This window comes from Leisingera sp. ANG59 (assembly GCF_013317235.1).
In the GTDB taxonomy this organism is placed as follows: Bacteria; Pseudomonadota; Alphaproteobacteria; order Rhodobacterales; family Rhodobacteraceae; genus Leisingera.
In genome coordinates this window covers 355,601-380,588 of sequence record NZ_WLCM01000001.1, presented here as the reverse complement: position 1 = coordinate 380,588, position 24,988 = coordinate 355,601, and the positions used below count along the sequence as shown (strand labels likewise).

Here is a 24,988-nt window from a genome sequence, read left to right as displayed (position 1 = left end):
CCCTAACAGGGCCAAACTGCGCTTCCGGCAGAAAAAATTTCATGCCGCATCTGATTGCCCGGGGCGATGCCGTAGCGGCGGGCCAGTCCACCGTTTATTTCAAGCACGGCAAATACCTCATCACCGCCCGGGATCGGGGTCAGATCGCCAGGTGTGGCGTTCTCGTGAACTGAGGTCACAAGGCCGTTTTGGTCCAGGAAAATGATATCGAGCGGGATCAGCGTATTCTTCATCCAGAACGCCGCCGGCTGGGGGCGCTCGTAAACGAACAGCATCCCTGCCCCGCGCGGCATCGACTCGCGGAACATCAGCCCCTGGGCGCGCTCCTGCTCGTCATCGGCAATTTCAACAGAGAACCCGGTCTGCCCCCAGCTGCCGCGCAGGTCCACCCGGCCAGCCTGACATTCCCCGGCAGACACCGGGGCGGCCATTACGGAAAATGCAACAGCGGCAGAACTCCAGAACAGAAGTCGCCGCAGCATCTGGTCAGTCCTGGCTTTCAACTGCCAAAGCAGCTTCCCAAGCGAGCACTTCAACCGCCATGCGGCCGCGCTTGCCGTCGATCACCCGCATCGCCAGGGCTTCACCCGGCTGCAGGTCCGCAAGGCCGGACTGGCGCAGGACCTCGACATGCAGGAACACGTCTTCGCCGCGGCCGAACACATTGGCAAAGCCGAAGCCCTTGCCCTTGTCGAACCATTTGACGCGCGCAGGCTCCAGCGGCTCATTCTGCAGGCTGACCATGTCCAGTTCGGCAAAGTCGCTCAGCACCGGGGTGTCTTCGCGCTCCGGAGGCTGGATCGAGATCACCTCGACAGCCTGAACACCGCGACCGGTCTGATGCGTCACGATCTCAATCCGGGCGCCGTCCGCGACAGAGCTTTGCCCGAAATTGCGCAGCACATTCACATGCAGAAGAATGTCCGGCCCGCCGGTGTCGGAAACGACGAACCCATAGCCCTTCGCCGGGTCGAACCATTTCACCAGCCCCTGAACTTGCTGCAAGCTGCTGAGATCTTCTGCCACTGGATTTTCCCTACCGCGTTTCTTGTTTTTTGATGCTGACCTGATGCGCCAAACTGACCTTGGAATTCAAGCTAAAAAGTCTTGAAATTGTCACGAAAGACCCCTTGACCCAAGGTAAACTGACGATTCCTGTCAGGGATTGAGACGATTGATCTCCCATGCCGCAGATGCGTCATCGCGGCGCCAGCGGAAACGGTCGTGCAACCGGAATGCACCATCGGCCCAAAACTCGATCTCAACCGGGACCAGCCGGTAGCCGCCCCAGAACGTCGGGCGTTCAGGATTCGGGCCTTTCATCGCGGTCACTTTTGCGACCTCCGCCATCAGCGAGCCGCGGCTGTCCAGCGGCTGAGACTGTTTCGAAGCCCAAGCCCCCAGCCTGCTCTTGAGCGAACGCGATTTGTAGTAGTCATCCGCCTTTGGCCCGTCCTCGCGGGTGATCGTGCCGCGTACCCGGATTTGGCGGCGCAGCGACTTCCAATGCATAACAAAGGCTGCTTTTCCAGCGTGATCCAGCTCCCGGGCCTTGGTGCTTTCATAGTTGGTGTAGAAGACAAATGCGCCGTCCTCAATTTCCTTAAGCAGAACCATGCGGCTGTTCGGAAGCCCGGTCTCATCCACCGTGGCCAGCGCAATGGCGTTCGGATCGTTGGGTTCGGTCAGCTCCGCCTCTGCCAGCCAGGATCTGGCAATTGCAAATGGATCGTCGCCTGCAAAAATACCTGTACGGTCGGACATGGGCACCTCAAACGGGAATTCGAATGCAACCTAGGGACCTTCGTTTCTGCCTACAAGGGCGTGAACCCTTGAAGCGACCCGCGCGGCATACTAAACACCGCTAAATTATCAGATCACAGGCGGAGAACCTGCATGTCTAGTCAACTGATGGCCGGTAAGCGCGGCCTCATCATGGGCCTGGCCAACGACAAATCCATCGCGTGGGGCATTGCAAAGGCCTGCGCCGATGCCGGCGCTGAGCTTGCCTTTTCCTATCAGGGTGAAGCGCTGAAGAAGCGGGTCGACCCGCTGGCTGAACAGCTGGGCAGCAACATCGTCCTGCCTTGCGACGTTTCGGACGAAGCATCCATCGACGCGCTGTTCGCCGAGCTGGAGGCCAAATGGGGCAAACTGGACTTCGTAGTCCATGCCATCGGCTTCTCCGACAAGAACGAGCTGCGCGGCCGTTATGTCGACACCAGCCGCAGCAACTTCCAGATGACCATGGACATCTCGGTGTTTTCCTTCACCGCCGTCGCCAACCGCGCGGAAAAGATGATGTCCGAAGGCGGTTCCCTGCTGACCCTCACCTATTACGGCGCCGAGCAGGTGATGCCGCATTATAATGTGATGGGTGTCGCCAAGGCCGCGCTGGAGGCGTCTGTCAAATACCTGGCAGAAGATCTGGGCAAGGACGGCATCCGCGTCAACGCGATTTCCGCCGGTCCGATCAAGACGCTGGCTGCCTCCGGCATCGGTGATTTCCGCTACATCATGAAGTGGAACGAATACAACTCACCACTGCGCCGCAATGTGACCATCGATGATGTCGGCAAATCCGCTCTCTATCTGCTGTCCGATCTCAGCTCCGGCGTGACCGGGGAGAACCTGCATGTGGATGCGGGCTATCATGTCGTCGGCATGAAGGCCGTGGACGCGCCGGACATCACCAAGTAACACTGAAACAGCCACTCCAGCCGGATCCGGGATAACCCCCGGTTCCCGCACTCTGGCGCGATCTCGCGGGGAGCAAGAACCATGACCGACCGTCTGCCGCACGAAAAAGGCTTTCACATCAGCTGGGATCAGATCCACCGCGACAGCCGCGCGCTGGCCTGGCGTCTGGACGGGCAAGGCCCCGATGACGGCGCCTGGCGCGCTGTTGTGGCGATCACGCGCGGCGGCATGGCCCCGGCCATGATTGTCAGCCGGGAGCTGGACATCCGGACCGTCGACACGATTTCGGTGCGTTCCTACCACCATCAGGCCCAGGGGGAGGCGGAAGTGCTGAAATCCCCGGACGCAGGCCTGATGGGTGACGGCGAGGGCGTACTGATCATTGACGACCTGGTCGACAGCGGCAAAACCCTTGAGCTGGTGCGCGAGATGTACCCCAAGGCGCATTTTGCCACCGTTTATGCCAAGCCCAAGGGTCGCCCGATGGTGGACACCTTCATCACAGAAGTCAGCCAGGACACCTGGATCTTCTTCCCTTGGGATATGGCGCTGCAGTATGTGGAGCCCTACCGCGGCAAGGACTGACCCGGCCCGGTTCTGGAATTTCCAAGGCGCGCTTCACAGTGCGCCTTTTCTTTTGGCCCTTCCGGCTTGAGCCGAGAAGAACACCATGCCAGACATATCTCGGCGCACATCAGGACGCGCCTGAACCAGCTGAAGCCCGGAGCCGCCTATGCCCCTGCCCCGCACCCAAGCCACCTTTGTCTCACCCATCGTCGAAACGCGCCGCTGGGTGGCCGGGGCGGATTTCCCGCCGGACCGCCCGCTCCTGAACGTAAGCCAGGCCGCACCGGCAGAGGCCCCGCCCGAAGGTTTGCGCCAGGCGCTGGCGGATGTAGCGCTGAATGATGTCTCCGCGCATCTCTATGGCCCGGTCCTCGGCAATGAACCGCTGCGCTACGCGCTGGCGCATCAAATGTGCCGCCACTATCAGGCAGAGGTCCGGCCGGAACAGGTCGGCATCACCTCCGGCTGCAACCAGGCCTTTGCCGCGGCCATCGCGGCGCTTTGCGGTGAAGGGGATGAGGTGATCATTCCGGTCCCCTGGTACTTCAATCATAAAATGTGGCTGGACATGGCGGGCGTCACCGCAATTCCGCTGCATGTCGGCGCGGGCATGCTGCCGGACCTGGCCGTGGCTGAAGCCCTGATCACGGACCGAACCCGCGCCATAGTGCTCGTGACTCCCAACAACCCCTGCGGCGTCGAATACCCGAGCGCTCTGGTTCAGGCTTTCTTCAGCCTCGCTCGCAGTCGCGGCCTGGCGCTGATCGTCGATGAAACCTACCGCGATTTCGACAGTCGCGGCGGAGCCCCGCACGGGCTGTTCCAAATGCAGGACTGGGACAGCACCCTGATCCATCTCTATTCCTTCTCAAAAGCCTACCGGCTGACCGGCCACCGCGTCGGCGCTATCGCCTCCTCGCTGGACCGCCTGGTTGAGATGGAGAAGTTTCTCGACACCACCACAATCTGCCCCTCGCAATTGGGCCAGGCTGGCGCCCTGTGGGGTATCGAAAACCTGCATCACTGGCTGGCAGGCGAGCGTCAGGAAATCCTCGACCGACGGCTGGCGATCGAGGAAGGCTTCCCGCTGCTGGCCGCGAAAGGCTGGAAGCTGCTCGGTTGCGGCGCCTATTTCGCCTATGTCGAACATCCCTACGATCAGCCCTCGGACCAGATCGCCCGCAAGCTGGTAAAGGAGGCGTCCATCTTGATGCTGCCGGGCTCCATGTTCATGCCCGAGGGCGATCCGGATGGCGCCCGTCAGTTCCGCATTGCCTTCGCCAATGTGGACCGCGCGGGCATTCATACGCTGTTTGAACGCCTGGCTGCCTTTAATCCCTGATCATCCAGCAGTTTGCGCTGCAATCATCTTGCCCCTCTGCGGGCAGCCGCGTATTCAGTCAGCGGCATTTCCCGCCGCAGGGCACTCCCTTGCGCGGCAGAACAATAAAGAGGGCATCATGGCCGCAGGCATGAAACATCTATCCAAAACCTTCGTCTGGATCCTGATGGGGATGCTGATCGTCGGCCTTGCCGGCTTTGGCGCTGTGAACTTCTCCAGTTCCTCCTCCTCCGTTGCCCAGGTTGGTGACGAGGATGTCAGTATCGGCACCTATGTCCGCGAACTTCAGCGTGAACAGCGCGCCCTGCAGGCGCAGACCGGCCAAGCCATGTCGATGGCGCAAATGACCGCCTTCGGCCTCGACCGGGTAGTTTTGGGGCGCTTGATTTCCATTGCCGCCCTGGACCATGAGGCCAAAAGCCTCGGCCTGTCGCTGGGTGATGAATACCTGATCGAGGAACTGGCCGCCATCGACGCCTTTCAGGGGGTGAACGGCCAGTTCGACCGCGAGGCCTACAGCTATGCCCTGCGCAACGCGGGCCTGACGGAGAAAGAATTCGAAGAAGACCTGCGCCGCGAGGCCGCACGCACCATCGTGCAAGGCGCAGTTCTGTCCGGTGCCAAGATGTCCGAAATCCTGACCGAAACCCTGACCAGCTATATCGGCGCCCGCCGCAGCTTCTCTTATGTGCAGATCAGCGCAGCGGATATCACCCTGACAGCTGAGGTGCCGTCTGACGCGAATCTGCAAGCCTTCTACGAGGCCAACCAGGACCAGTTCATGCTGCCGGAAACCAAAGTTATCACCTACGCCGCCCTGCGTCCCTCGATGCTGCTGGACGAGATCGAGGTGGACGAGGCCCAGCTGCAGCGCCTGTTCGAGGGCCGCTCCGACCAGTATCAGGTGCCGGAACGCCGCCTGGTTGAACGGCTGGTGTTTGGCGATGAGGAGGCCGCCGCCAGCGCCAAGGCGCAGCTTGAAACCGGCGGCGCCACCTTTGAAAGCCTGGTTGAGGGCCGTGGCCTGACCCTGCAGGACATCGATATGGGCGACGTTACCATGGGCGACCTTGGCGCGGCCGGAACCGAAGTCTTTGCCGCGGAAGTGGGCACTGTGGCCGGCCCCCTGCCCTCCGACCTCGGCCCGGCGCTCTACCGCGTGAACGGCCGTCTTGAGGCGCAGATCACGAACTTTGAGGACGCCAAGCCGGAACTGGTCGAGGAACTTGCATCCGACCGGGCCCGCCGTCTGGTAGAGTCTCAGGCAGAGGACATCGACGACATGCTGGCCGGTGGCGCCACACTCGAGGAGCTGGCAACCGAAAGCGGGCTGGAACTGGCCCAGATCAACTGGACCGAGGAAAGCAGCGGCGACATTGCAGCTTATGAGGAATTCCGCACCGCGGCCGCCGCCGTCACCGCCGACGATTTCCCGGAGGTTGGCTTTCTGGAGGACGGAAGCCTGTTTGCGCTGCGGCTTGATGAGGTTCTGCTGGAACGCCCGGAACCCTTTGCCGATGCCAAGGAAGAAGTGCTGGAGGCCTGGCAGGCAGACCGTCTGGCCGCTGCGCTGAAGGCGCAAGGGGAGGAACTTCTGGCGCAGGCAGAAGCTGTAGGCGGCTTTGCCGAAGACGCCGAGGTGAACACCGAAAGCGGCCTGACCCGCACCGCCTATATCGACACTGTGCCCGCCAGCCTTGTCGCTGATGTGTTCGGGATGGAGATCGGCGATTTCCGCTTGGTGCAGGACACAGAGTCGGCAGTGGTTGTCCGTCTCAATGCCATCCTGCCGCCGGAAGCAAGCGACGACATGACCTTGCTTACCCAAGCGCTGCAGGCGCAACTGGACCAGTCGCTGGCTCAGGAGCTGTTCCAAGCCTATGTGCAGGACGTCCAGGCCCGTGCCGAACCCCGTGTTGACCAGCAGGCGCTGAACGCAGCGCAGGCAAACTTCCAGTAACCAAGGCACCCGACTCATGGCCCTGACCCCCGATTTCGACACGTTCTCCAAGGCTTACGAGGCCGGAGAAAACCAGGTCGTCTACACCCGCCTTGCCGCCGATCTCGACACGCCGGTGTCGTTGATGCTCAAGCTCACTGGCGCTCAGAAGGACGCCTTCATGCTCGAGTCCGTCACCGGCGGCGAGGTGCGCGGGCGCTATTCGATCATCGGCATGAAACCGGATCTGGTCTGGCGCTGCCACGGGGAACAGTCGGCCCTGAACCGCTCGGCCCGGTTTGATGCGGATGACTTCACGCCGCAGGACGGCAACCCGATGGACAACCTGCGGGCGCTGATTGCCGAAAGCAAAATCGACCTGCCGGATGACCTGCCCCAGGCCGCAGCGGGCCTCTTCGGCTACCTCGGCTATGACATGATCCGGCTGGTGGAGCATCTGCCGGACGTGAACCCCGACCCCCTCGGCCTGCCCGACGCGCTGATGCTGCGCCCCTCGGTCATAGCCGTTCTGGACGGCGTCAAGGGTGAGGTGACCGTTGTGTCTCCTGTTTGGTCCAGCGATGGCCAGACCGCCAAAGCAGCTTACGCTCAGGCCGCCGAACGGGTGATGGATGCGGTGCGGGATCTGGAGCGCGCCATGCCGGCCGAAAGCCGTGACCTCGGAGATGCGCACGAAGTCTCGCCGCCGGTCTCAAACTTCACCAAAGAATGCTATATGGCCGCGGTGGAAAAGGCCAAGGAATACATCCGCGCGGGCGACATCTTCCAGGTCGTGCCAGCGCAACGCTGGACCCAGGAATTCCGCCAGCCGCCCTTCGCGCTCTACCGCTCTTTGCGCCGCACCAACCCGTCGCCGTTCATGTTCTACTTCAACTTCGGCGGCTTCCAGGTGGTGGGCGCGAGCCCTGAAATCCTGGTCCGGGTGTTCGGGCAGGAAGTCACTATCCGGCCCATCGCGGGCACCCGTCCCCGCGGCGCAACGCCGGAGGAGGACAAGGCGCTGGAGGCTGATCTGCTGGCCGACAAGAAGGAACTTGCCGAACATCTGATGCTCTTGGACCTGGGCCGCAACGACACCGGCCGGGTATCCAAGATCGGCACCGTTCGCCCGACCGAGAAATTCATCATCGAGCGCTACAGCCACGTCATGCACATCGTCTCCAACGTGGTCGGCGAGCTGGCAGAGGACAAAGACGCGCTGGACGCCTTCTTTGCCGGCATGCCCGCAGGCACCGTCTCCGGCGCGCCCAAGGTGCGCGCAATGGAGATCATCGATGAGCTGGAGCCGGAAAAGCGCGGTATCTACGGCGGCGGCGTCGGCTATTTCTCTGCGGGCGGCGACATGGACATGTGCATCGCGCTGCGCACCGCCATCGTCAAGGATCAGAACCTCTATATCCAGGCCGGCGGCGGCGTTGTCTATGACAGCGACCCGGAGGCCGAGTACATGGAGACTGTCCACAAATCCAACGCCATCCGCCGCGCAGCCGCGGACGCCGCGCGCTTCACCGGAAACGGCAACAGCTGACATCAAGACGGCAGACCGGCCAGCTTCTTCATAGCGGAAATTATCTTGCTGAAGGCAACGGCGCCCGCTTTGGGCGCCGGTTCACATTTCGGAGGTTCACTTCGCCGGCAGCAGTGCGTCGAGACTGGCCGAAACCGGCGCCAGCGCCACCCGTTCGGCACGGTCCTGAAGACCCCACAGCAGCAATGCCGAGATTGTATCCGGGCGCAGCCGGCCCAGCATGATCACCGCACGCTGCTGCCCGGCCCGGAACGCAGCCTGATCCAGGAACCGCCGGATTGTTCGCGGGTCCTGGCCAGCTCCGTCAAAGTCGCGGAACACCACCCCGGCCGGCACACCATCGCGCAGTGCCAGTTTTTGCACGGTATTCAGGCCGCTGTCCTGCGTCACCAGCCCATAACCGGCGGAGGCCGCTACCGCCGCCACCTGGTCCGCCAGCGGCCGGTTGCCCTGCACGCCGGTATCAACCCCCTCAAGAATCGCCAACGCCTCGGGCAGCCTGCCGCGCCAGACCTCGAAGGACGTTTCCGCATCTTGAGGTGTGGCCTCGCGCGGCAGGTCCGCCAGCATAAGCACCTCGAAACCGGCCTCCCGGCGGGCGGCCATTTTCGCAGTCGCCTCAGGATCCTCCGGGTCGATCGCAATGCTCAAGGGATAAGGGAAGTCCGCCAGGGCCTCCGACCCGAAAGCGTTGGCGTCATCAATCAGCACAATGGACATCAAGGGCCGGTCTTCCGGGTTAAAGAACGGTTCTGCATGGGCAGTGAATGGGGTAGCCCCCGGCGCGCCGCCGCTTTCGGCAGAGCCGGTTGCCTGCTTGTCCCGCTCGGTCAGCGGTACAACCGGCGTTCCGATGCCGGGCGTCAACGGGGCAGGCTCCGCCGTATCCGAAACTGCAGCAGTTTCAGAGGGGTCCGCACTCTCACCGGAAACGCTGCCGCTTTCCGCTGGCGGCACGCCGGATGCAGCTCCAATCACCGGAAGCGTGATCTCCGCAGGCGCGCTGCCGATATCCGGAACCTGAACGGTGCTGGAAACAGGGGCTTCCACGGTCTTGGGCGTTTGCTCCTGAACAGGCTGCTCAACCGCGCCAAAGCCCTGTGCCGCGGCGTTTTCCCCAGGCGCTGCTGCTGGCTCCGTAGCTGCTTCTATGACACTCTCGCGGCCTGGCGCTTCAGGCGCTGCGGGCAACGCCGCTTGCGGCTGGTGCTCAGCGACTGCCACGGCAGGGTCCGGAGCCTCCGCCGGTGCAACCTTTCCCGTACCTTGCATCGTGGTGACAAGGTCCACCGCCGGCTTGTCTGCCGGGGAAGTATCGGCGTCAGCCAAGGCACTCAGGTCATCCCCTGCGACGACTGCGCCGGGCGCTTCCGGCTGAACCTCCGCCAGGTCAGCGTCCCGCTGGCCGTTGCCCGGAATAGCCGCCTCCTCGCCGCCGCCATTGGGCATCTGCGGCACCTCGCCGGGATCATGAGCAACCGGTTGCGGCGCCTCAGCTTCTTGAGTTTCCGTCGGCTCCGGCTTAGCGCCCCCAGCTAGGCTGGCAGGTTCCGGCGCTGGTTCCGGTTTGACTGCCGTCTGCGGCAGAGGCACCGACAAAGACAGCATCGCCAACCCGCCAGCCGCCAGCAAAGCCCCGACACTCACGCCGCCCAAAAATCCCCGCATGCCTGTTTTGCCTCTCAATCTTTCTGCCGTGCTGCGCCGTTCCAGCCTGCTGATGCGAACCATGTGCCGGTTCGCCCCCGCATTCGCCTTTCCTGCCCTTGACGCTGCCCCGTATCCCTGAACAAGTATGTTGAAACCACTATACTGCGGCGCGCGCACCGCCCGCCACCCTTAAAAGAGCCCGCAAGATGCTGCTGCTGATCGATAACTACGATTCCTTCACCTACAACCTCGTCCACTACCTCGGCGAGCTTGGCGCCGAAATGGAAGTGCACCGCAACGACGCCATCAACGTGCAGGAAGCGATGGCGATGAAGCCCGCAGGCATCCTGCTGTCACCCGGCCCTTGCGACCCGGATCAGGCCGGCATCTGTCTGGCGCTGACCGAAGCCGCAGCGGAGACCCGCACGCCGCTGATGGGCGTCTGCCTTGGCCATCAGACGATCGGCCAGGCCTTCGGCGGCAAGGTGGTGCGCTGCCACGAGATCGTGCACGGCAAGATGGGCAAGATGCATCACAAGAACACCGGCGTTTTCAAAGGTTTGCCGTCGCCATTTGAGGCGACCCGCTACCACTCCCTGGTGGTGGAGCGCGAGAGCTTCCCTGACAGTCTGGAAATCACCGCGGAGCTCGAAGACGGCACCATCATGGGGCTCCAGCACAAGGAGCTGCCGATTCACGGCGTCCAGTTCCACCCGGAATCGATTGCCTCGGAACACGGCCACGCGCTTCTGAAAAACTTCCTCGACGTGATGCAGGTGTCCGCATGAGCGACCAGCTGAAGCCGCTGATCGGCGCCGCCGCCGAACGTTCACTGACCCGCGAAGAAGCCGAAAAGGCCTTCACGCTGCTGTTTGAGGGCGAAGCCACGCCCAGCCAGATCGGCGGGCTTTTGATGGCGATGCGCACCCGCGGCGAAAGCGTCGATGAATACGCGGCCGCCGCCGCCGTGATGCGGTCCAAATGCAACCCGGTCAAGGCCCCCGCAGGCGCCATGGACATCGTCGGCACCGGCGGCGATGGCAAGAACACCTTGAATATCTCCACTGCTACTGCCTTTGTGGCAGCGGGTGCAGGCGTGGTCGTTGCCAAACACGGAAACCGCAATCTGAGCTCCAAGTCCGGAACTGCCGACATGCAGTCCCAGATGGGCATCAACGTGATGGTTGGCCCGGAAGTTGTTGAAAAGGCAATCAATGAGGCAGGCATCGGTTTCATGATGGCGCCAATGCACCACCCGGCGGTGGCGCATGTGATGCCGACCCGGCAAGAGCTGGGAACCCGCACCATCTTCAATATCCTCGGCCCTCTCACCAATCCGGCCGGCGTCAAGCGGCAGCTGACCGGCGCCTTCAGCCGCGAGATGATCCGCCCGATGGCCGAAACCCTCAAGGCTCTCGGCTCCGAGCGCGCCTGGCTGGTGCACGGCTCCGACGGCACCGATGAGCTGACCATCACCGGTGTCAGCTGGGTCTCGGCGCTGGAGGAAGATGGCGAAATCCGCGAGGTTGAACTGCACCCGGAGGACGCGGGCCTGCCGGTGCATTCCTTCGACAAGATCGTCGGCGGCACCCCGGAAGAAAACGCCATGGCCTTCCGCGTGCTGCTGCAGGGAACCCCCTCGGCCTACCGCGACGCGGTGCTGCTGAACGCCGCCGCTGCGCTGGTTGTCGCGGGCAAGGCTGCCGATCTCAGGGAAGGCGTAGCCCGCGCTGCGGAGTCGATCGACAGCGGTGCCGCCAAGGCCAAAGTCGAGGCGCTGGCCCGGATCACCTCAGCCGCATGACCGACCTTCCGCAGGGGCTGGGTACTTGGTCCAGCCTGCCCTTTTTCAATGACCGCTGGCCCGGTATCTCCGCTGCAATCGCAGCGGATGGCCGGGTCATCCTGCCGCCGGCGCACCAGCGGTTTGCGTCGCTGGAGATGACCCGGCCTGAGGACACACGGGTGGTGATCCTCGGCCAGGACCCCTATCCGACCCCCGGCCACGCCCACGGGCTGGCCTTCTCGGCCGAACCGCATGTGCGCCCGTTTCCCCGATCCTTGTCCAATATTTACAAGGAACTGCAGGAGGATCTTGGCGTAACCCGTGCAAGCGCGGACCTGCGCCCTTGGGCGCGTCAGGGCGTTCTGCTGCTGAACACCGCCCTGTCGGTCCCGGCGGGAGAGGCAAACGGCCACAAGCACCTTGGATGGCACCATCTGGTGCATCAAGTGCTGGCGCTGACCTCGGAAACCCCAACGGCATACATTCTGTGGGGAAATGCCGCGCAAAAGCTTGAAAAACATATCAAACCGGGCGATCACCTGATCCTGAAAACCGCCCATCCCTCGCCCTTGTCGGCGCGGCGCGGCTTCTTCGGGTCCCGGCCCTTTTCAAAAGTGAACAATTGGCTCGCCGCCCGCGGTGAAACTGCCATAGACTGGAATGCAGGAACGGAGACGCCGGTATGACCGAAAACGTGCTCGACAAGATCAAGGCCTACAAGCTCGAAGAAGTGGCCGCAGACAAGGCCGCCAAACCGCTGGAAGCGGTCGAGGCCGATGCGCGCGAGGCCTCCCCGGTGCGCGGCTTTGCCGAAAGCCTGATGCAGGCCAGCCGTACCGGTTACGGCCTGATTGCCGAGATCAAGAAAGCCAGCCCCTCCAAGGGCTTGATCCGCCCCGATTTCGAACCGGCGGAACTGGCCAAAGCCTATGAGGACGGCGGCGCCACCTGCCTGTCGGTGCTGACCGACACCCCCAGCTTCCAGGGCGCCAAGGAGTTTCTCACCCAAGCCCGCGACGCCTGCTCCCTGCCTGCGCTGCGCAAGGACTTCATGTATGACACCTACCAGGTGGCCGAAGCCCGCGCGCTAGGCGCCGACTGCATCCTGATCATCCTCGCTTCCGTTTCCGACGCCCAGGCGCAGGAGCTGGAGGAAAGCGCCTTTGAATGGGGCATGGATGTGCTGCTGGAGGTGCATGACGCTGAAGAGCTGGAGCGTGCCTGCAATCTGAAGTCGCCGCTGATGGGCATCAACAACCGCAATCTCAAGACGTTTGAGACGACGCTGGACACCACCCGGACCCTGTCCCGCATGGTGCCTGCTGACCGCACCATCGTCTGCGAAAGCGGTCTGTTCACACCCGCTGATCTCAGCGACATGGCCCGCTACGGCGCCCGCACCTTCCTCATCGGCGAAAGCCTGATGCGCCAGGACGACGTGGCCGCGGCAACCCGCGCGCTGATTTCCGATCCGCTGATGCCGGGCATGATGTAAGGGAGGATCCCATGAGCCTTACGCATTTCGACAACAAGGGCGATGCCCATATGGTCGATGTCTCCGATAAGGCGGTGACCTCGCGCATCGCTACCGCCGAGGGCCACATCACCATGGCGCAGGAAACCTTTGACATCATCGCCGAAGGCCGCGCCAAGAAGGGCGATGTGCTGTCAGTGGCCCGCCTGGCCGGCATCATGGGTGCGAAGAAGACACCTGATCTGATCCCGCTCTGCCACCCGCTGCCGGTGACCAAGGTCACTGTTGATCTGACTCTGGCCCCTGACCTGCCCGGCGTTCGGATCTTGGCCACGGTCAAGACAACCGGCCAGACCGGGGTAGAGATGGAAGCGCTGACCGCCGTCTCCACCGCCGCGCTCACTGTCTATGATATGGCCAAGGCCGTGGACAAGGCGATGCAGATCGGCGGCATCCGCGTCACGCTGAAAGATGGCGGAAAGTCAGGCAGGTATGAGGCGTAAATGATCCCCGTCAGTGAAGCCCGCGCACATCTTCTGGCGCTTGTCAGCCAGTTGGAGACCGAGGAAGTGCCGCTGGACCAGGCCGCAGGCCGGGTGCTTGCCCGCGATGTGCAGGCCCGCCGCGACCAGCCGCCGTTCTCCGCCTCCGCCATGGACGGCTATGCGGTCAACGCCGCCGAGGTTGAGCTGCACGCCATGTTCAAGGTGATCGGCGAGGCCGCTGCCGGCCACGCATTCCGCGGCCGCGCCGGGGCTGGCCAGGCGGTGCGGATCTTCACAGGCGCCCCGGTGCCCGAAGGCGCAAGTTTCGTTGTCATTCAAGAGGATGTGACCCGCAACGGCGACCTCATCACCATCACGGATGAGCCCGGCAGCAACCACAATATCCGCCCCCGCGGCGGTGATTTCACCGATGGCCAGACCGTCAGCGCACCCAAGCTGCTGACGCCTGCGGACATCGCCCTGCTGGCCGCGATGAACATTCCTTCGGTCCCCGTCACCCGCCGCCCGGAAATCGCGCTGATCTCCACCGGCGACGAGCTGGTGATGCCCGGCGGCACGCCGGGGCCGGACCAGATCATCGCTTCCAACACCTTCGGCCTCAAGGCGATGCTCGAGGATCTGGGCGCCCGCGCCCGCATCCTGCCGATCGCCCGCGACACCGAAAGCTCCTTGCGTACCGCATTTGAGCTGGCAGAGGGCGCGGATCTGGTGGTGACCATCGGCGGCGCCTCAGTGGGCGACCACGATCTGGTTGGCAAGGTGGCGCAGGACCTCGGCATGGAGCGAAGCTTTTACAAGGTCGCCATGCGCCCCGGGAAGCCGCTGATGGCCGGCCGGATGGGCGCCGCCGCGATGGTCGGCCTGCCTGGCAATCCGGTGTCTGCCATGGTCTGTGGCCATGTCTTTCTGGCGCCCATGATCCGGGCGATGCAGGGCCTGCCTGCAGAGGCAGCACAACTGCGGCATGCTTTGCTGGCAGCCGCCCTGCCAGAAAATGGCCCGCGCGAACACTACATGCGGGCACAGGTCGTAAACGGCCAGCTGACTGCTTTTGAAAACCAGGACAGTTCGTTGCTCACCGTTCTGGCGGCCGCCAACGCCCTGCTTGTGCGCGCGCCGGGCGATGGCGCCCGTGCAGCAGGCGAAACAGTGCACTACCTGCCGATCTGAACGCACTTCATTCTATGCAAAAATACTCTCACCGTAGGCACCCGCCTACGGCGTGTTCCCTCGACGCCAAAGGGATACAGCAATGTTGACACAAAACGTGAACATGCGTAGAACAAAAGAAAACCTGAGGCACGGAGGGCGCGGCGATGCTCACAAAGAAGCAACTTCAACTGCTGGAATTCATTCACAAACGCCTGCAGCGCGATGGCGTGCCCCCCAGCTTTGACGAAATGAAGACCGAACTCGACCTCAGGTCGAAATCCGGCATTCACAGGCTGATCACGGCGCTGGAGGAACGCGGCTTCATCCGCCGCCTGCCGCACCGTGCCCGCGCCATCGAAATCATCCGTCTGCCCGAAAGCCTCGGCGGCACCGGCGAGCCGCAGGGCTTCGCACCCAAGGTGATCGAGGGTGGCCAGGCGAAGACCACGGCGCCGGCACCGGCATCGGCTGACCCGCTGCGCCAAGCAGTAGTCGAACTGCCGGTGATGGGCCGCATCGCCGCCGGTGTGCCGATCGAGGCGATCAGCCAAGTCTCGCATCAGGTGGCGGTGCCGGGCGGCATGATCGCCGCCACCGGCCAGCACTATGCGCTGGAGGTTAAGGGCGACTCTATGATCGAGGCTGGTATCAACGATGGCGACATCGTGGTGATCCGCGAGGCCTCTGCCGCGGACAACGGCGACATCGTTGTGGCACTGGTCGAAGGCCAGGAAGCAACTCTGAAGAAGTATTTCCGCGAGGGTTCGATGATCGCATTGGAGGCCGCTAATCCGGCCTATGAAACCCGCCGCTACCCTGAAGATTTGGTCCAGGTGCAGGGCCGCCTTGTTGGCCTGATCCGCACTTACTGACCTTCGCCCCTGTTCAGCAGCAGCCGCAGGCGGCGGATCTCCCGCCCCTCAGGCCGCCAGGCTGTCCAGAGACGCTCGCCCGCCGCGTCCCTCGCCGTCAGCAGCAAGCCTTCCCGGGTCAGGGCAAGGCTGCCGGTCTGCCGCATCACCTCCGGCGTCAGCAGAAGGCATTGGCCCTTTCCCGGCATAGTGGAAACAATAATATCCTTGTTTTTACAATCGCTTGCGGCGGCAAGTTTGCGTTTGCCCGGAGCGTGAACTAGGCGGAACCCGGCACCGTGCCACACAGCCAGACCGTCCAGCCCTCCAGCCCAGCGGGCTGCGGCATCGGGCTGAGACACCGGATCGCCGTCATTTTCCAGCCATATCCCTGCAGTGAAGCCCTGCCCCTTGGCACGCGACAGCGCGCGGCCCTCGGCCACCATCACCCCGACTAGCCCACCGGAATCGGCAATCAGGATGTGCGGGCGCTCCGCCATTGACCAGATTCCGAAGGCGAAAGCGCAAGGGATCAGACCCGCCAGTCGCAGCCGCCCCTGCCAAAGCACTGCAAAGACACACCCGCCAGCAAGCAGAGGCAGCACCCATGGTCCCGGAACAGCTACATGCGACACCGATCCCTCAAGTCCGGATACGGTCCGGGCCACCAGCAGAATCCAGTCCATACCCCATTTCATTACTTTTAGCCCGATACACTCCCATCCGATGGGCGCCAAGCATAGCGCAATCACGGCGGCAGGGATCACTACCATTCCCATCACTGGCACCGACAACAGGTTCGCCAGCAGCCCGTAGTGCGGGACGGTGTTAAAATGCGCTGCAGAAAATGGCGCGGTGGCGGCTCCGGCCACGGCAGATGAGATCACCAGAGCCGCAACAGCCCTCAGCCAGCGCGGCCCCAGCGGTACTTCTCCGTCCCGGAGCGCAGCAAACACCGCCACCAGAGCTGCGGTGGCGGCAAAGCTCATCTGGAAACCGGGGCTGAGCAGGCTTTCCGGCCGCCGCAGCAGCACGATCAGCGCTGCCACGGCCACTGCCCGCAGGGTGATCGCGCGCCGGTTCAGCAGCACCGCGCCGAACATCACCGCCACCATGACAAAGGCGCGCTCTGTCGCCACATTGCCGCCCGACAGCAGCAGATACCCGGCCCCGGCGGCCAGTGCAGCACCCGCCGCCATCTTCTTGACCGGCCAGCGCAGCGCAATCCAAGGCACCAGGCACATCAGGGTACGAAGCGCTGCAAAAACAAAACCCGTCAGCAGCCCCATGTGCAGGCCGGAGATCGCCAGAAGATGCGCCAGGTTGCTTTGCCGCAGCGCAGTCAGAGTCTCCTCGCCCACGCCGCTGCGGTCGCCGGCGGTAACAGCAGCGGCAAACCCGCCGGTTTCCCCGGGCAGCCGCTTCTGAAGATATCGGGCCAGCGATCTGCGCAGCTGTTCAACGGGTTTGTCATCACCCGGGGCCTCCGCCAGCAGCACCGGAACCCGCGAATAGCCCAGCCCGCCCAATTGCTTGAACCAGGCGTGCCGGCGGAAGTCGAAGCCGCCCGGCTCCACCGGCCCCTGCGGCGGCAGCAGATGCCCGGTGGTCATCACCCGCGCGCCGGGTGGCGGTATGTCTTCCTGCCCTTTCAAGGAGATGCGGACGCGGGCGGGCGTATCAGCCAGCGCAACCCGGTCCAGCCGCACCTGATCCAGCGTCAGCCGCAGCGCATCGGTGGGCGAACGGTCTACCGCAACCACCCGCCCTTCAACCGGACCGTAATAGCGGAAATCCAGAACCGGGGCGGCCACCAGGTGGGAGCGTGCATAGGCCAGGCATACCCCCGCCGCCAGCAGCGCTGGAACCCAGTATAGAAACGCCAATGGCCGCTGCATCAAAGCGCAGGCGCCAAAAAGCAAAGCGGCTGCAGCCAGGGCGGCAATCGCTGCCGTGCCTGGTTCGATTTTCAGGCTGAAGTAGACGCCAATGCCCGCGCCCAGAAACACCGGCACCCAGGGAAACAGGTTGCCGCGCTGGCGTTGCAGAACGTCGCTGACTGCAGCTCCAAGCCGCATGCTTGCCCCCCGCCTTCTGGCCCGGTAGACAGGCGGAAACACTACGCCTCACATGGTTTCCAAAAGGTAAATCCTGCACATGACCCAACCGGTTGTCACCCGTTTCGCGCCCTCTCCCACCGGCTATTTGCACATCGGCGGCGCCCGCACCGCGCTGTTCAACTGGCTGTATGCCCGCGGCAGGGGCGGCAAATTCCTGCTGCGGATCGAGGACACAGACCGCGAACGCTCCACACCGGAGGCTACCGCCGCCATCCTGCAAGGCATGGAATGGCTGGGCCTGGACCATGACGGCGAGGTGATCAGCCAGTTTGAACGCGCAGACCGCCATGCTGAAGTGGCCAAGCAACTGCTGGCCGAAGGCAAAGCGTACAAGTGCTTTGCCACCCAGGAGGAAATCGCCGCCTTCCGCGATCAGGCCAAGGCCGAGGGCAAATCGACCCTCTACCGTTCGCCCTGGCGCGACGCGGATGAGGCCAGCCACCCGGATGCGCCTTACGTGATCCGCATCAAGGCACCGCAGGACGGCGCCACCGTGATCAAGGACGAGGTGCAGGGCGATGTGACCATCCGCAACGACCAGCTTGATGACATGATCCTGCTGCGCTCCGACGGCACACCGGTCTACATGCTGGCGGTGGTGGTTGACGACCACGACATGGGCGTGACCCATGTGATCCGCGGTGATGACCACCTGAACAATGCCGCCCGCCAGATGATGATCTACCAGGCGATGGGCTGGGACATTCCGGTCTGGGCACATATTCCTCTGATCCATGGTGCCGACGGCAAGAAGCTTTCCAAGCGCCACGGCGCGCTTGGCGCGCAGGAATACCAGGCGATGGGTTATCCGGCTGCAGGCATGCGCAACTATCTGGCCCGTCTTGGCTGGTCGCATGGCGATGACGAGTTTTTTACGGACAGCCAGGCCAAAGAGTGGTTTAATCTCGCTGGCATCGGCAAAAGTCCCGCCCGGTTCGACACCAAGAAACTGGAGAATCTCTGCGGCCAGCACATTGCCATCAGCGATGATGCCGCACTGCGGCAGGAAATCTGCGCTTACCTGGCGGCTGCCGGGGAACCCGCCCTGACTGACGCGCAGTCACAAGGGCTGGAGCGTGCGATGTATTGCCTCAAGGACCGGGCGCGCACTTTTCCTGAACTGCTTGAAAAAGCGCATTTTATCCTGGCCTCACGGCCTCTTGAACGGGACGGGAAGGCAGAAAAGGCCCTGTCTTCTGTATCCGATGGTATACTGGAAGAATTGACGCCGCAGCTGCAAAATGCTAGCTGGGTCCGTGACGATCTGGAGGCGCTTCTGAACGGATTTGCAGAAGCTCATGATACCAAGTTCGGTAAACTGGCCGGCCCCTTGCGGGCGGTGCTGGCAGGCCGGGCGGTAACGCCTTCGGTGTTCGACATGATGCTGATTCTGGGCCGCGAGGAAACCCTCGCCCGGCTCAAAGACGCAACAGGCTGACTGCGGTCTTAACACCCGGGAAAGCCTGTTTTGATACGACAACCCCTGCGCGAATCCGCGCAGGCGCTGCCCCGCATGAAGACGCCCGGACGGGTCAGCTTTCGTGCCTGCAACAGGAAGGGACATCTATGACCGAGACACAGAAATCTGCCACGCTCACGCTGAATGGCGAATCTTACGAGCTGCCCATTTTCTCGCCGACGGCCGGGCCCGATGTTGTCGACATCCGCAAGCTCTATGCAAAGGCAGGTGTGTTCACCTATGACCCGGGCTTCACCTCCACCGCCAGCTGCGACAGCACCATCACCTATATCGACGGTGACAAGGGTGAGCTGCTGCACCGCGGTTACCCGATCGACCAGCTGGCGTCCAAGTCGCACTACCTCGAGGTCTGCTACCTGCTGCTTTACGGTGAACTGCCGACCGCAGCCCAGCTCGAGGATTTCGAGACCCGTGTGACCCGTCACACCATGGTGCATGAGCAGATGCACAACTTCTTCCGCGGGTTCCGCCGCGATGCGCACCCGATGGCGACCCTGGTGGGTGTTGTCGGCGCAATGTCGGCCTTCTACCACGACTCGCTGGATGTGACCGACCCCTGGCAGCGTGAAGTTGCCGCGGTCCGCCTGATCGCCAAGCTGCCGACCATTGCCGCGATGGCCTATAAGTATTCGATCGGCCAGCCGTTTGTGTATCCGCGCAACGATCTGGATTACGCGGCCAACTTCCTTCACATGTGCTTCTCTGTTCCGGCCGAGGAATACCATGTGAACCCGATCCTCAGCCGGGCCATGGACCGTATCCTGACCCTGCACGCGGATCACGAGCAGAACGCATCGACCTCAACCGTGCGCCTGGCGTCTTCCTCCGGAGCGAACCCGTTTGCCTGCATCGCGGCCGGCATCGCCTGCCTCTGGGGCCCGGCCCACGGCGGCGCCAACCAGGCCTGCCTGGAGATGCTCAAGGAAATCGGGACCGTCGACCGCATTCCGGAGTACATTGCCCGCGCCAAGGACAAGAACGACCCGTTCCGCCTGATGGGCTTTGGCCACCGCGTGTACAAGAACACCGACCCGCGCGCCAAGGTGCTGAAACAGTCCGCGGACGAGGTTCTGGAGCTTCTCGGCGTCGAGGACAACCCGCTGCTGCAGGTTGCCAAAGAGCTGGAGCAGACCGCGCTTAACGATCCCTACTTCATCGAGAAGAAGCTGTTCCCGAACGTTGACTTCTACTCCGGAATCATCCTGGAGGCGATGGGCTTCCCGACCTCGATGTTCACCCCGATCTTCGCGCTGTCGCGCACTGTCGGCTGGATCTCGCAGTGGAAGGAAATGATCGCCGACCCGCAGAACAAGATCGGCCGCCCGCGCCAGCTGTACCTCGGCGAGACCCTGCGCGACTACGTCGACATCGAACAGCGCTAAAACCAGTTTCATCTGCTTCAAACGCCCCGCAATTCGCGGGGCGTTTTGTCCATTGTAGTCCCGGCGGCGCAGTGATTGCCAATCAAGAGGCACAGCGCCCTCTTACTCTACTCGAAGGCTGCAGGGCGAAACTGTTTCCGCCAGCAGCTCAATATTTAAGTGTATTTGACTGAACCCGCGCAACCCAATACTGAACAGTGGAGTTTACTTTCATTTGGCGGTTCACTACCGCGCGTTTTGCTGAATGTGCTCCGCCAGCAACTATGGAATTGAAGAAATGGAAATACTGCTTCTGCTTGGCATCGGTCTGACCATAGGCGGCATCGCACTGGCGCTGGACGATAATGACGATGGCGTGGAGGGTGAAAAAGTTACCGGCACAGAAGAAGATAATGACATCGCTGGGGGCGAAGGCGACGACACGGTTTTTGCCGGGGACGGCATCGACATTGTGGACGGAAACGGAGGCGACGACAGGCTGTTCGGCCAGGACGGAGAGGATTTGCTAGTGGGCGGCGAAGGCAATGACTTCCTGCGCGGCGGTTCGGACCCGGACTTGATCATTGACGGCACCGGCAGTGACACCATTTATGGAGACTTGGGGGGCGACTTGATTGTCTCGACCAGTGCTGTTGGCTCTGATCAGGCGGTGCAAGCTGCACGGGACTACATTGCTCTCGAAGACCCTGACGATGACATTTTTCTGGAACCTGACTGGAGCGCAGACACAGATTCAGATCCTGATGAAATTTACGCGGGGTATGGGGATGACACAGTCATTGCCGGCGATGGGGACATTGTGTCCCTCGGTGAGGGCGAGGATTCGATAATTGTAGGGGACTGGATCGATGCTAAAGATGACGCGGTCACTGTGACGGATTTCAATACAAGTGAAGAAGTCCTGGTGTATTCGCATGACGGCCAGGGACCGCTTCCCGAATTCTCGGTCACGCGGGACGATGACGGGACCGGTGAAGGCCAAGGCTCAGCTCTGGTTTTCGCTGACGGTGTTCTCGTCGCCCGTCTGTCAGGCGCAGGCGGCAGTTTTTCACTGGGCAATCTGTCGATTGTCGACCACGGAGAAAACGGCCGCCTGTTCTTCTAATGCGGCCTGGCTTTCCTTTTTCGGCTCTCAGCGCCCCTCGAATTTCGCGGGGCGTTTTTCCATGAAGGCCGTGACCCCCTCCAGGAAATCACGTGTCTTGCCGCATTGCCCCTGCAAATGCGCCTCTTCAGACAGCTGTTCTGCCAGGGTTCGGCCATAGCTTTCGCGCAGGGCGGATTTGGTGGCGGCAAAGGCCTTGCTGGGGCCGCTGGCCAGATAGGCTGCGCGCTGCCGCCAATGCGCTTCGAATTCCGTGTCCGGCACCGCTTCCCAGATCATCCCCCAGTCGCTAGCCTGCTGGGCGCTGATGCGGTCGGCAAACAGGGCCGCCCCCATTGCCTTGGCCAGGCCGATCTGGCGCGGCAGGAACCAGGTGCCGCCGGCATCGGGGATCAGCCCGATCCTGGTGAAGGCTTGCATGAAGAACGCGCTTTTGCAGGCAATCACCACATCCGCCGCCAGCGCCAGGTTGGCCCCTGCCCCGGCTGCGGCGCCATTGACCGCCGCCACCACCGGCACCGGACAGTCGTAGATCGCCTGCAGCATCGGCAGATACTCATCGCGCAGAGTGCGCTCCAGGTCGAGCGGGCCGCCGTTGCTGCCCGCATCGCTCAGATCCTGGCCGGAGCAGAAGGCATCGCCTGCGCCGGTCAGAACCACTGCCCGCGCCTCGCCCGCGGCCAGCCGCATCGCATGGGTGATCTCAGAGCGCATCCGGCTGGTCAGCGCGTTCTTGCGCGCCTCCCGGTTCAGCGTGATCACCGCCAGCCCGTCCAGCAGCGAAAACAGGATTTCTTTGTATTCCATCGGAGTGCCCTACCTAACTGAAGTCCTGGACCGCGGGATCTGTCTGCCGCCGCAGCCGGTTGGCAGGCATGGTGGCGCAAAGCGCGCGGGCCGGAAAGGCAGACCCGGCGTCAATCCTCCAGGATTTTCTTGAGCCGTTCCTGCTCTTCAGCGCTCAGCTGCTGTTCAGCCGCCTTGGGCGACTGCGCGCGGCTGCGGACATAGAAGACACCAATCACCAGCGCCGCCAGCAGCATCAGGGGACCTGCCGCCCAAAGCAGCAGGTTGGCCCCGCGTGCCGTGGGCTTCAGCAGCACGTATTCGCCGTAACGGTCAACAATGAAATCGATTGCCTCGCGGTCGCTGTCTCCGGCCACCAGCCGCTCACGCAGCAGCACCCGCAGGTCGCGGGCCAGATCGGCGTTGGATTCGTCGATGCTTTCATTGCGGCAGACCAGGCAGCGCAACCCTTCGGACAGCTCGCGGGCGCGGGCCTCCAGCACCGGGTCCTCCAGCACCTCATCCGGCTCCACCGCCAGCACCGGCGCCGGAACGAACACGGCCATAGCCATCATCGCCGCCAGGGCAAGGACCAAAAGACGTATCTGTTTCATTCCGCTGGCACTCCCGCCGATGGTGTCTTGCGCGCACCCGCCGCCACCCGGAAGCGCCGGTCGCTGAGGCTCAGGAGCCCGCCGAGCGACATCAGGATGCAGCCCGCCCAGATCCAGTTGGCAAAGGGTTTGATATAGGTGCGCATGGTCCAGCTGCCGTCCGCCTGCTGGTCACCCAGCACAACATAGAGGTCGCGAGTCACGCGATAGTCGATGGCCGCTTCGGTGGTGGGCATCTTGGCCACCGGGTAGTCGCGTTTCTCCGGGAACATAACCGCCTCGGGTCGCCCTTGGCGGGTGACTTCGACACGGCCCATGGTGGTGAAGTAGTTCGGACCTTGCTCGCGGCTGACGTCGGTCAGCATCAGGGTGAAGGCGCCCACCTCAAACGGCTCGCCGATGCGGGCAACGCGGATGTCCTCCTGCTCCCAGGCCGTCAGGCCCGCGATGGCAAAGATGGTGATGCCCAAACCGCCATGGGCTACGGCCTTGCCCCAGTCTGCCCGCGGCAACCGCAGCATCCGCTGCAGACGGTTCGATTTGCCGCTGCGCTGCCAAAGATCGGCCAGTGCGCCAAACACCATCCAGGAGCCGAGGAAAAGCCCCACCGGACCCAGCGCCGACTTGCCGGACTGTATAGCCCAGGCCAGAACGCCCAGTGACACCGCCAGCAGAAACACATAGCGCAGCTGCCAGGCGGCCTTTCCGACCCGGCCGCGTTTCCACGGCAGCATGGCCCCGACCGGCATAATCAGCCCCAGCACCACCATGAACGGGGTGAAGGCAGAGTTGAAGAACGGCGCGCCGACGCTCAGCTTGCGGGCAAAGAGCATCTCTGCGACGATCGGCCAGACGGTGCCGAAGAAAACCACGAAGCAGCTGACGGCCAGCAGTATGTTATTGGCCACCAGCGCGGTTTCGCGGCTGACCATGCCAAACAGCCCCTTGGCCTCCATCGCCTGGGCGCGGGCGGCAAACAGCGTCAGCGCGCCGCCGGTGAAAAACGCCAGGATGAACAGGATGAACACGCCGCGCTCCGGGTCGTTGGCAAAGGCGTGCACGCTGGTGATGATGCCGGAGCGCACGATGAAGGTGCCGATCAGCGAGAAGCCGAAAGCCAGGATCGCCAGCAGGATAGTCCAGCTTTTCAGGGCTTCCCGCTTTTCCACCACGATGGCCGAGTGCAGCAGCGCCGCCGCCAGAAGCCAGGGCATGAAGGAGGCGTTTTCAACCGGGTCCCAAAACCAGAACCCGCCCCAGCCCAGTTCGTAATAGGCCCACCATGAACCCAGCGCGATGCCGATGGTCAGGAAGATCCAGGCCGCCAGAGTCCAGGGCCGCACCCAGCGGCCCCAGGCGGCGTCGACGCGACCTTCGATCAGGGCGGCAACGGCAAAGGAGAACGCCATCGAAAGCCCCACATAGCCGAGGTAGAGGAACGGCGGGTGGAAGGCGAGGCCCGGGTCCTGCAAGAGCGGGTTCAGGTCCTGCCCGTCAAACGGCGGCACTGTCAGCCGCAGGAACGGGTTCGAGGTGAACAGGATGAAGGCAAAAAACGCAACTCCGATGGCGGCCTGAACCGACAGAACCCGTGCCTTCAGTGTCGGCGGCAGCCCGCCGCCGAAGACGGATGCCATGGCCCCGAACAGGCTGACGATCAGCACCCACAACAGCATCGAGCCCTCGTGGTTCCCCCAGGTGCCGGAGATTTTGTAGAGCATCGGCTTGGCCGAGTGGCTGTTCAGCGTCACCAGTTTCAGCGAGAAGTCGGAAGTGATGAAGGCCCACATCAGCGCGCCAAAGGCAAAGGCGGTGAACAGGAACTGCGCCTGTGCAGCCGGTTCCGCCACGGCCATCCAGCCGGGCCAGCGTTTGTGCGCGCCGATCAAGGGGATAATGGCCTGCACGATGGCAATCATGAAGGCGAGAATTAGGGCGAAATGTCCGAGTTCTGTGATCATTTGCCGGGGTGTCCATGCTCTGAA

General features: G+C 63.0%; 23 protein-coding genes. 15 read left to right on the top strand and 8 right to left on the bottom strand.

The genetic code is table 11. The annotated features are described in order from the left end of the window. Positions 1-2: 2 nt before the first annotated feature. From GKC28_RS01885 to pdxH, 3 genes are all read right to left on the bottom strand, one after another. Positions 3-431 (bottom strand): DUF192 domain-containing protein, encoded by a 429-nt coding sequence (locus GKC28_RS01885; RefSeq protein ID WP_254604125.1) that lies wholly within the window; start codon positions 429-431, stop codon positions 3-5. Positions 432-486: 55 nt separating this feature from the next. Continuing rightward, on the bottom strand, positions 487-1,026 hold the full coding sequence (locus GKC28_RS01880; RefSeq protein ID WP_174144835.1) for a cold shock domain-containing protein: 540 nt from the start codon (positions 1,024-1,026) through the stop codon (positions 487-489). Between the two features lie 132 nt (positions 1,027-1,158). Further along, entirely contained in the window at positions 1,159-1,764 is a 606-nt protein-coding gene (gene pdxH, locus GKC28_RS01875) for a pyridoxamine 5'-phosphate oxidase (RefSeq protein WP_174144834.1), read from the bottom strand. A 132-nt stretch (positions 1,765-1,896) separates the two neighbouring features. On the opposite strand from pdxH, the gene fabI reads away from it, so the two are divergent. From fabI to trpE, 5 genes are all read left to right on the top strand, one after another. Further along, positions 1,897-2,700: an enoyl-ACP reductase FabI gene (fabI, locus tag GKC28_RS01870; RefSeq protein WP_174144833.1), complete on the top strand. Its 804-nt coding sequence runs from the start codon at positions 1,897-1,899 to the stop codon at positions 2,698-2,700. An 81-nt stretch (positions 2,701-2,781) separates the two neighbouring features. After that, positions 2,782-3,285: a xanthine phosphoribosyltransferase gene (gene gpt / locus GKC28_RS01865; protein WP_174144832.1), complete on the top strand. Its 504-nt coding sequence runs from the start codon at positions 2,782-2,784 to the stop codon at positions 3,283-3,285. A 148-nt stretch (positions 3,286-3,433) separates the two neighbouring features. Continuing rightward, entirely contained in the window at positions 3,434-4,609 is a 1,176-nt protein-coding gene (locus GKC28_RS01860; RefSeq protein ID WP_174144831.1) for an aminotransferase, read from the top strand. A gap of 118 nt (positions 4,610-4,727) precedes the next feature. Beyond that, on the top strand, positions 4,728-6,569 hold the full coding sequence (locus GKC28_RS01855) for a peptidylprolyl isomerase (protein ID WP_174144830.1): 1,842 nt from the start codon (positions 4,728-4,730) through the stop codon (positions 6,567-6,569). A gap of 16 nt (positions 6,570-6,585) precedes the next feature. Further along, positions 6,586-8,097, top strand: coding sequence for an anthranilate synthase component I (gene trpE / locus GKC28_RS01850; protein WP_174144829.1), 1,512 nt, complete (start codon positions 6,586-6,588; stop codon positions 8,095-8,097). 96 nt (positions 8,098-8,193) lie between these two features. Here the strand turns inward: trpE and GKC28_RS01845 are convergent, their stop codons facing one another. After that, on the bottom strand, positions 8,194-9,765 hold the full coding sequence (locus GKC28_RS01845; protein WP_174144828.1) for a divergent polysaccharide deacetylase family protein: 1,572 nt from the start codon (positions 9,763-9,765) through the stop codon (positions 8,194-8,196). Positions 9,766-9,953: 188 nt separating this feature from the next. On the opposite strand from GKC28_RS01845, the gene GKC28_RS01840 reads away from it, so the two are divergent. The 7 genes from GKC28_RS01840 to lexA all read left to right on the top strand — a co-directional run bounded on the left by GKC28_RS01840 (position 9,954) and on the right by lexA (position 15,537). Then, positions 9,954-10,535 (top strand): aminodeoxychorismate/anthranilate synthase component II, encoded by a 582-nt coding sequence (locus GKC28_RS01840; RefSeq protein WP_174144827.1) that lies wholly within the window; start codon positions 9,954-9,956, stop codon positions 10,533-10,535. After that, positions 10,532-11,551 (top strand): anthranilate phosphoribosyltransferase, encoded by a 1,020-nt coding sequence (trpD, locus tag GKC28_RS01835; protein WP_174144826.1) that lies wholly within the window; start codon positions 10,532-10,534, stop codon positions 11,549-11,551. Before GKC28_RS01840 ends, trpD begins: the two co-directional genes overlap by 4 nt. After that, the gene (locus tag GKC28_RS01830; RefSeq protein ID WP_174144825.1) at positions 11,548-12,219 is read left to right on the top strand and encodes a uracil-DNA glycosylase; all 672 of its coding nucleotides are present in this window, start codon (positions 11,548-11,550) and stop codon (positions 12,217-12,219) included. Before trpD ends, GKC28_RS01830 begins: the two co-directional genes overlap by 4 nt. Continuing rightward, complete coding sequence (gene trpC, locus GKC28_RS01825; RefSeq protein WP_174144824.1) at positions 12,216-13,028, top strand: indole-3-glycerol phosphate synthase TrpC; 813 nt, start codon at positions 12,216-12,218, stop codon at positions 13,026-13,028. The genes GKC28_RS01830 and trpC overlap by 4 nt, the downstream gene beginning before the upstream one ends. An 11-nt stretch (positions 13,029-13,039) precedes the next feature. Then, complete coding sequence (moaC, locus tag GKC28_RS01820; protein WP_174144823.1) at positions 13,040-13,510, top strand: cyclic pyranopterin monophosphate synthase MoaC; 471 nt, start codon at positions 13,040-13,042, stop codon at positions 13,508-13,510. After that, the gene (gene glp / locus GKC28_RS01815; protein ID WP_174144822.1) at positions 13,511-14,683 is read left to right on the top strand and encodes a gephyrin-like molybdotransferase Glp; all 1,173 of its coding nucleotides are present in this window, start codon (positions 13,511-13,513) and stop codon (positions 14,681-14,683) included. A 146-nt stretch (positions 14,684-14,829) separates the two neighbouring features. Further along, positions 14,830-15,537, top strand: a complete 708-nt coding sequence (gene lexA / locus GKC28_RS01810) for a transcriptional repressor LexA (protein ID WP_174144821.1) — start codon at positions 14,830-14,832, stop codon at positions 15,535-15,537. On the opposite strand, the gene GKC28_RS01805 is transcribed toward lexA, so the two are convergent. Then, positions 15,531-17,594, bottom strand: a complete 2,064-nt coding sequence (locus GKC28_RS01805; RefSeq protein ID WP_174144820.1) for a ComEC/Rec2 family competence protein — start codon at positions 17,592-17,594, stop codon at positions 15,531-15,533. The genes lexA and GKC28_RS01805 overlap by 7 nt on opposite strands. Positions 17,595-17,673: 79 nt before the next feature. Here GKC28_RS01805 and gltX point away from each other — a divergent pair, with 79 nt between their 5' ends. From gltX to GKC28_RS01790, 3 genes are all read left to right on the top strand, one after another. Then, positions 17,674-19,074, top strand: coding sequence for a glutamate--tRNA ligase (gene gltX / locus GKC28_RS01800; RefSeq protein WP_174144819.1), 1,401 nt, complete (start codon positions 17,674-17,676; stop codon positions 19,072-19,074). 128 nt (positions 19,075-19,202) lie between these two features. Beyond that, positions 19,203-20,498, top strand: coding sequence for a citrate synthase (locus GKC28_RS01795; protein WP_174144818.1), 1,296 nt, complete (start codon positions 19,203-19,205; stop codon positions 20,496-20,498). A gap of 277 nt (positions 20,499-20,775) precedes the next feature. Next, positions 20,776-21,603 (top strand): calcium-binding protein, encoded by an 828-nt coding sequence (locus GKC28_RS01790; RefSeq protein ID WP_174144817.1) that lies wholly within the window; start codon positions 20,776-20,778, stop codon positions 21,601-21,603. A gap of 27 nt (positions 21,604-21,630) precedes the next feature. Here GKC28_RS01790 and GKC28_RS01785 read toward each other — a convergent pair whose 3' ends face one another. The 3 genes from GKC28_RS01785 to GKC28_RS01775 all read right to left on the bottom strand — a co-directional run bounded on the left by GKC28_RS01785 (position 21,631) and on the right by GKC28_RS01775 (position 24,964). Continuing rightward, entirely contained in the window at positions 21,631-22,410 is a 780-nt protein-coding gene (locus tag GKC28_RS01785; protein ID WP_174144816.1) for an enoyl-CoA hydratase-related protein, read from the bottom strand. A 110-nt stretch (positions 22,411-22,520) separates the two neighbouring features. Beyond that, on the bottom strand, positions 22,521-23,003 hold the full coding sequence (locus tag GKC28_RS01780) for a cytochrome c-type biogenesis protein (protein WP_174144815.1): 483 nt from the start codon (positions 23,001-23,003) through the stop codon (positions 22,521-22,523). Next, positions 23,000-24,964: a heme lyase CcmF/NrfE family subunit gene (locus GKC28_RS01775; RefSeq protein WP_174144814.1), complete on the bottom strand. Its 1,965-nt coding sequence runs from the start codon at positions 24,962-24,964 to the stop codon at positions 23,000-23,002. Before GKC28_RS01775 ends, GKC28_RS01780 begins: the two co-directional genes overlap by 4 nt. Between the last annotated feature and the right edge of the window lie 24 nt (positions 24,965-24,988).